This is a genomic window from Pedobacter gandavensis, from assembly GCF_032677645.1.
In the GTDB taxonomy this organism is placed as follows: domain Bacteria; phylum Bacteroidota; class Bacteroidia; order Sphingobacteriales; family Sphingobacteriaceae; genus Pedobacter; species Pedobacter gandavensis_A.
This window is the reverse complement of record NZ_JAVTSB010000020.1, coordinates 1-3351: the sequence shown is the minus strand read 5'-3', so window position 1 is coordinate 3351 and position 3351 is coordinate 1. Positions and strand designations below refer to the sequence as shown.

At 48.0% G+C, this 3351-nt stretch carries 2 tRNA genes and 1 rRNA gene; all 3 read left to right on the top strand.

The features are described 5' to 3' along the window. The first annotated feature begins 2 nt into the window (after nt 1–2). The 3 genes from R2Q66_RS23805 to R2Q66_RS23795 all read left to right on the top strand — a co-directional run bounded on the left by R2Q66_RS23805 (nt 3) and on the right by R2Q66_RS23795 (nt 3272). Nucleotides 3–76: transfer RNA gene (locus R2Q66_RS23805), tRNA-Ile, on the top strand. Between the two features lie 15 nt (nt 77–91). Further along, nucleotides 92–165: transfer RNA gene (locus R2Q66_RS23800), tRNA-Ala, on the top strand. Nucleotides 166–388: 223 nt separating this feature from the next. Next, nucleotides 389–3272, top strand: a 23S ribosomal RNA gene (locus R2Q66_RS23795). The last annotated feature ends 79 nt before the right edge of the window (nt 3273–3351 follow it).

Sequence of the window (3351 nt, the reverse complement as noted above, 5' to 3'; positions counted from 1 at the left end):
CTAGTCCCGTAGCTCAGTTGGTTAGAGCACTACACTGATAATGTAGGGGTCAGCAGTTCAAATCTGCTCGGGACTACATTATATATTCTAAGGGGGATTAGCTCAGCTGGCTAGAGCGCCTGCCTTGCACGCAGGAGGTCAACGGTTCGACTCCGTTATTCTCCACATTACCCGGTCTAAATACAAGAGACCATAAATATATGATCAGGAATGATCATAGGGGAACTAAAGTTCTTTGACATATTGGAAGAAGTTAATAAAGAAGAGCAAACAACAATAGAGACGTTGTTAGCTTGAAGGAAGGTAAAGTAAGCAATTACGATATCGACTGAAAAGATAACGACATATCAAAAAAAGCATTTCCATAGGCGCAAAAGGCTATGGAGAGAAGAAAGTAAATAAGAGCACACAGGGGATGCCTTGGCTCTCAGAGGCGATGAAGGACGTGATAAGCTGCGATAAGCTTCGGGTATTAGCAAATATGAATTAATCCGAAGATTTCCGAATGGGGAAACCTGGCTAGTTGAAGACTAGTCGTACAATGTACGCAAACCTGCCGAACTGAAACATCTAAGTAAGCAGAGGAAGAGAAAATAATAATGATTTCCTAAGTAGTGGCGAGCGAAAGGGAAAGAGCCCAAACCAGTTATGTTACGGCATATCTGGGGTTGTAGGACTACAATATGGCATTAGTTACATGAAGTGGAACAGGATGGGAAGCCTGGCAATATAGCGTGAGAGCCGCGTACACGTAAGTAAGACTAGTCTAGTAGTATCCTGAGTACCGCGAGGTCGGAGACGCCTTGTGGGAATCTGCCGGCACCATCCGGTAAGGCTAAATACTCCTGAGAGACCGATAGTGAACCAGTACCGTGAGGGAAAGGTGAAAAGAACCCCGAACAGGGGAGTGAAATAGAACCTGAAACTGTGTGCTTACAAGCGGTCGGAGCGTCCAGGTGGCGTGACGGCGTGCCTTTTGCATAATGAGCCTACGAGTTACTCTTCTCTGGCAAGGTTAAGTGTTTAAGACACGCAGCCGCAGCGAAAGCGAGTCTGAATAGGGCGTATAGTCAGGGGAGGTAGACGCGAAACCTTGTGATCTACCCATGGACAGGTTGAAGGTGCGGTAACACGTACTGGAGGACCGAACCGATAAACGTTGAAAAGTTTCCGGATGATCTGTGGGTAGGGGTGAAAGGCTAATCAAACTGGGAAATAGCTCGTACTCCCCGAAATGTTTTTAGGAACAGCGTGGTGGTAAAGTTATATAGAGGTAGAGCTACTGATTGGGTGCGGGGGAGTCAAATCCTACCAAATCCAGACAAACTCCGAATGCTATATAATATACACTGCAGTGAGGCCCGGGGTGCTAAGGTCACGGGCCGAGAGGGAAAGAACCCAGACCATCAGCTAAGGTCCCCAAGTTATAGTTAAGTTGAACTAACGAGGTCCGATTGCATAGACAGCTAGGATGTTGGCTTGGAAGCAGCCATTCATTTAAAGAGTGCGTAACAGCTCACTAGTCGAGCGATCGGGCATGGATAATAAACGGGCATTAAACTATACACCGAAGCTATGGGTATTATATTGTATATGATACGGTAGGGGAGCATTCCAGCGGCAGCGAAGTTATGACGTAAGTTGTGGTGGAGCTTCTGGAAAAGCAAATGTAGGCATAAGTAACGATAAGGCGGGAGAGAAACCCGCCCACCGAAAGGATAAGGTTTCCTGATCAACGCTAATCGGATCAGGGTTAGTCGGGGCCTAAGGAGAACCCGAAGGGGATATTCGATGGACAACTGGTTAATATTCCAGTACTTTTTATAACTGCGATGTGGGGACGGAGTAGTGACACTGCCGCGATCTGACGGAATAGATCGTTGAAGGGCGTAGGTATTAGGACTGTAGGCAAATCCGCAGACCTAGCTGAAACCCGATAGTACTGCAAACCTCCGGGGGCGTAGATAGCGCAGGTAATCAGACTTCCAAGAAAAACCGCTAAGCTTCAGGTTATAAAAACCCGTACCGCAAACCGACACAGGTATCCGGGAAGAGAATTCTAAGGTGCTCGAGTGAATCATGGCTAAGGAACTCGGCAAAATGGCCCTGTAACTTCGGGAGAAGGGGCGCTGGTAGCAATATCAGCCGCAGTGAAAAGGCCCAGGCGACTGTTTAACAAAAACACATGGCTTTGCAAAATCGAAAGATGAAGTATAAGGCCTGACACCTGCCCGGTGCTGGAAGGTTAAGAGGGGATGTCATCCGTAAGGAGAAGCATTGAATCGAAGCCCCAGTAAACGGCGGCCGTAACTATAACGGTCCTAAGGTAGCGAAATTCCTTGTCGGGTAAGTTCCGACCTGCACGAATGGTGTAACGATCTGGGCGCTGTCTCAGCCATGAGCTCGGTGAAATTGTGGTCCCGGTGAAGACGCCGGGTACCCGCAACGGGACGGAAAGACCCCATGCACCTTCACTACAATTTAACATTGACATTGGATACAAGATGTGTAGGATAGGTGGGAGACTGTGAAGCGATATCGCCAGGTATTGTGGAGTCAACGTTGAAATACCACCCTTTTTGTATTCGGTGTCTAACCCCTCTAAAGGGGGGACATTGTTTGATGGGTAGTTTGACTGGGGTGGTCGCCTCCAAAAAGGTAACGGAGGCTTTCAAAGGTAAGCTCAATACGCTTGGTAACCGTATGAGGAGTGCAATAGCATAAGCTTGCTTGACTGTGAGGCAGACAAGCCGAGCAGGGTCGAAAGACGGATATAGTGATCCGGTGGTTCTGCATGGAAGGGCCATCGCTCAAAGGATAAAAGGTACGCTGGGGATAACAGGCTGATCTCCCCCAAGAGCTCATATCGACGGGGAGGTTTGGCACCTCGATGTCGGCTCGTCACATCCTGGGGCTGGAGAAGGTCCCAAGGGTTCGGCTGTTCGCCGATTAAAGTGGCACGCGAGCTGGGTTCAGAACGTCGCGAGACAGTTCGGTCCCTATCTGTTGTGGGCGTAGGAATTTTGAGTGGGGCTGACCTTAGTACGAGAGGACCGGGTTGGACTAACCTCTAGTGAATCTGTTGTTCCGCCAGGGGCATTGCAGAGTAGCTACGTTGGGAATAGATAAGCGCTGAAAGCATCTAAGTGCGAAACTAGCCACGAGATGAGAATTCCATATAGGACCGTAGAAGACTACTACGTTGATAGGTTACAGATGTAAAGGTGGTGACATCAAAGTCGAGTAATACTAATCATCCGAAGCTTTCAAGAGCAATAAACTGTTGTTTGTTCTTCATAACTAACTTCTTTCAATAATATGTCACTGTTTGTGGCCTGTGTTTATCTGTAA